The organism is Deltaproteobacteria bacterium (assembly GCA_011375175.1).
Classification (GTDB): Bacteria; Desulfobacterota; GWC2-55-46; order GWC2-55-46; family DRME01; genus DRME01.
Map to the genome: position 1 here is coordinate 1 of DRME01000122.1, position 4,279 is coordinate 4,279.

Genomic DNA, 4,279 nt, shown 5'->3' on the forward strand with positions numbered 1-4,279 from the left:
GAAGAGCCGAATAACATACGAGGGGCAGGGGGGAAACTTTCTGTAGAAAGTTTCCCCCGGACCCCCTTCAAAGACTTTTAATCCCCTGCGGATCGTCCCGGTCTTACAAGCAAGATCGGGATGATCCGCAGGGCGTTGATGTTTTTGAAGGGGGCCTGCTGCCCGCGCCGGCTGCCTCGCGGGGGGCTGTACCGGGGGTTCGGGCCGCAAAGGCGTAAAAAAATCCCGCCTGGCGCGGACCGAACCACCGGTGCAGCCGAAGAGCCGAATAACATACGATGGGGCATCTCTCAAAAGCTGTGGCTGCTCTTCATGAGCAGGCTCACGCCGAGATAGGTGAAGAGCACGACGAAGAAGCCGACCACGGTGGCCACGGCCAGTCCCGTGCCCCGCCACCTGGCAACGTACCAGGCGTGCATGGCCCCGGCGTAGTAGAACCAGACTATGAAGGACCATATGACCTTGGGCTCCCAGAGCCAGTAGGTGCCCCAGGCGAGATAGGCCCAGACGGCCCCGGCGAACATGGAGGCCGAGAAGAAGAAGAACCCCCAGAGCACGGCCGAGCGGGCTATCTCCTGGAAGTCCCGTCTCAGGCGCTCGCGTTCGCCCCCTCCGAAGTGGAAGCGGCCGAAGACGAGGTAGAGGACGGCCCCGGCGAAGGCGAGTGTAAAGAAGGCGTAGGCGGCGAACGAGGCCGTCACGTGCGTCTCGAACCAGCGGGTGCGCAGCACGAGGGTCAGCGGCCGCGCCGGAGTCTCGTTGGCGGCGGCGAAAAAGAGCGCCAGCAGGGCGACGGGAAGCGTTATGAGCTCGGTGTAGCGCTCCGAGTAGCGGTAGACGACGACGGCGCTCACCAGCACGGTCGACCAGCTGTAGAAGAGCAGCGTCTCGAACATGCTCGCCATGGGGGCATGTCCGCCCTCCCAGCTCCGAAGCCCCAGGGCCGCCGTATGGACCGCAAGCCCCGCCGTGAGCGCGAGCCTTGAAGACCTCTCAAGGCGCGGGCCCCCGCGCAGGTGGTGGAGCAGGACCGTTACGAGGGCCGCCGCGTAGAGCAGCGCCGACGAGATGATGAGGGAGCGGACCACGGCAACGGACTCAGCGGCGCTCGGACCAGATATAGGTGTGTATCTGGAGCTGGAGCCTCACGTCGAGGGAATCCTCCAGTATCCAGTCGGCGAGCTTCCTCGCCTCGAGCTTCGACTTTACGGGCGCGAAGAGCACGTTGCGGGTCCTCTCCCTGAAGGCGGGGAGGAGGGAGCGGGCGTATTCGTAGTCGGCCCTGTCGGCGATGACGAACTTGATCTCGTCGTCCGCGTCTATGAACTCCATGTTATCCATGAGGAAGGTCCCCTGCTGGCCGCTCGAAGGGCACTTGACGTCCACGATCTTCACCACCTCGGGCTCGATGCCGCGCAGGCTCAGCGAGCCGTTGGTCTCCAGGAGGACATGGTAGCCCGCGGCGAGAAGCCTCGTCACGAGCGGCCTCGTCTCATCCTGCATGAGGGGCTCGCCGCCCGTCACCTCGACGAGCCCGCAGTCGAACCTGCCGACCTCCTCCATCACCTCGTCGACGGTGAGCCGCCTGGCGGCGCCGTCGCCGCTGGCGGCATAGGTCGTGTCGCACCAGTCGCAGCTCAGGTTGCAGCCCGCAAGGCGCACGAATATGCAGGGCAGCCCCACGTAGGTGCTCTCCCCCTGTATGCTCAGGAATATCTCGCTTACGAGCACGGACCGGCTTCCTTTCGGCGGACCTCCCCGGCGACGGGACGGTCCCGCCCGTCGCGTCAACCGCTGTTGTTGTCGTCTCCCTCGCCCTCGCCGGCGGAGCGGCGGGGGCGGCCGAAGGCCTTGTAGCCCAGGGCAAGCTCCCTCAGCCTATCCTCGACGAGCCTGTTTACCGAGCCCTCGGGGAACGCGCCGTCGGGACCGCGCTCGCCGGCCTCCATGCCGGTGAGGATCTCAAGCCCCTCGTCCACATAGGCCACGGGGTAGATGGAGAACTCGCCGCGGCGCACGGCCTCGACGACGTCGCTTCTGAGCATGAGGTTACGGACGTTTCTCCGGGGGATTATGACCCCCTGGCCGCCGGTAAGCCCCTTGACCCTGCACACGTCGAAGAATCCCTCTATCTTCTCGTTTATCCCGCCGACCGGCTGGACCTCGCCGCGCTGGTTCATGGAGCCCGTGACGGCGATGCCCTGGGCGAGTCCCACGCCCGCGAGGCTCGATACCAGGGCGTAGACCTCGGTGCAGGTGGCGCTGTCGCCCTCGACCTCCTCGTAGAGCTGCTCGAAACAGACCGAGGCCGAGAGGGTGAGGGGGAAGTCGCGGGCGAACTTCTCGCCCAGGTAGCTTGTGAGGATCATGAGCGCCTTGTTGTGGATGCGGCCGCTCATCTTGACCTCGCGCTCTATGTTGACCACTCCGGAGTCTCCCATGAAGGTCTTGGTCGTTATGCGCGAGGGCTTGCCGAAGCGGTAGTCGCCGAGGTCCAGGACGGCTATGCCGTTGACCTGGCCCACCACGCTCCCCTCGGTGGAGACCATTATGGTGTCGTCCTTTATGTACTCGCGCAGCTTGTCCTCGATCTTGGAGTCACGGTAGACCTTCTCGCTGCGGGCCCGGTCCACGTGGTGGGCCTCTACCCGCCCGGCCCCGGCCCTCCCGGCCCAGTAGCCGGCCTCGACCACGAGGTTCTGCACCTCGTTGAAGCGCGCCGAGAGCTTCTCCTTGTCGCCGGCGAGGCGGCAGCCATGCTCCACCACCCTGGCAACGGCGCCCGCCGTGAAGGGCGGAAGCTCCTCGGCCCTGCAGCAGGCGGCCACGAAGGCGGCGTACTTGTCGATGTTCTCGTCCGTGCGGTCCATGACCGTGTCGAAGTCGGCCTTCACCTTGAAGAGCTTCTTGTATTCGTCGTCGAGGTTGTAGAGGAGGTAGTATATGTATGGTTCGCCGATGACGACTATCTTGATGTCCACGGGGATGGGCGCCGGCTTGAGCGTCGAGGCCGAGACGAGGCGGTACTGTTCCCACACGTCCTCGATCCGCGCCTCGCGGCTCTTTATGAGGCGCTTGAGCGAGTCGTAGACGAAGATGTTGCGCAGCATGTCGAGGGCGTGGACGACGAGGTATCCGCCGTTTGCGCGGTGCACGGCGCCCGCCTTTATCATGGTGAAGTCCGTGCTGGCCACGCCGAACTGGAAGCGGTACTCGAGCTTGCCGAAGAGATTCGAGTAGGTGGGATTGGTCTCGAAGACCACGGGGGCGCCCTCTGTCCCGCCGTTGTTGACGAAGAGGTTCACCTGGTAGCGGCCGAAGCTCGGCTCGGGCCGCTGGAGCTTGAGCCCGGGGATGGGCAGGCTCAGCTCCTCCTTTGGTCTGAAGTCGTCGATGTTGCCGAGCACGTCCTCCTTGGCCGCCTCGAGGTAGGCGACCACCTCCGGCCGCTCCCGGTACTTGCCTTCGAGATCGGCGAAGAGGGGGTTGACCACGTAGCGGACCACCTCGCGGTCCAGCTCCTCGAGCCTTTCCCTCGTCTCGCGCTCTATGCGCTTGACCTCGCGTATGGCGTCGCCGAGCCTGTCCTGGAGAAAGGCCATCGTCGCCTCGACGCCTTCCTTCTTCTCGCGCGGCAGGGCCTCGTACTCCTCCTGCTTCATCGGCTCGCCGTCCTTGCCGGCCGGGAGCACGGCGAGGCCGCTCGAGCTCTTCTTGAGGACGAAGCCCTTGCTCTCGGCGAGTTTTTCGAGCCGCTCGATGACCGACTTCGTCCTCTCCTGCTGGCCCTCGAGCACCTCGTCGCGGTGGCGCTCGTAGTCCTTGCTCTCGAAAACGCTCGGTATGTCGCGCCGCAGCGCCGCTATGAGGCTCTCCATGGCGGCCTTGAACCCGCTCCCCTCGCCCGGGGGAAAGCGAAGCGCAATCGGCCTGTCCGGGTCGCTGAAGTTGTTGACGTAGCACCAGTCGTCGGGCACCTTCTCGGAGGCGGCCTTCTTCTCGAGCATGGCCCTCACCGTCGACTCGCGGCCCGTTCCCCTCTCGCCGAGCACGTAGATGTTGTAGCCGTGGTTTTCGAGGTCGAGACCGAAATCGAGCGAACGCAGGGCCCTCTCCTGGCCGATTATCCCTGCAAGGGGCTCGATGTCGTCGGTCGTCTCGAACCGGAACCTCTCGGTCCCGCAGCTCCAGGCAAGCTCTTCCGGCTCGAGTCGTCTCGGCTTTGACATAAGCGGCCCTCTCCTCCTTCCTGAAAGTGCGGCCCCGGGGACGTCACAGC

Annotated in this window: 3 protein-coding genes; all 3 read right to left on the reverse strand. The window is 65.0% G+C overall.

Annotated elements, in window-relative coordinates; all coding sequences use genetic code 11:
* Window positions 1-290 precede the first annotated feature (290 nt).
* The 3 genes from ENJ37_09870 to ENJ37_09880 are packed head-to-tail and all read right to left on the reverse strand — an operon-like array spanning window position 291 to window position 4,229.
* Complete coding sequence (locus ENJ37_09870) at window positions 291-1,088, reverse strand: hypothetical protein (GenBank protein ID HHL40802.1); 798 nt, start codon at window positions 1,086-1,088, stop codon at window positions 291-293.
* Window positions 1,089-1,098: 10 nt separating this feature from the next.
* Window positions 1,099-1,791 (reverse strand): radical SAM protein, encoded by a 693-nt coding sequence (locus tag ENJ37_09875; protein HHL40803.1) that lies wholly within the window; start codon window positions 1,789-1,791, stop codon window positions 1,099-1,101.
* Window positions 1,788-4,229, reverse strand: a complete 2,442-nt coding sequence (locus tag ENJ37_09880) for an ATP-dependent protease (GenBank protein HHL40804.1) — start codon at window positions 4,227-4,229, stop codon at window positions 1,788-1,790. The genes ENJ37_09875 and ENJ37_09880 overlap by 4 nt, the downstream gene beginning before the upstream one ends.
* Between the last annotated feature and the right edge of the window lie 50 nt (window positions 4,230-4,279).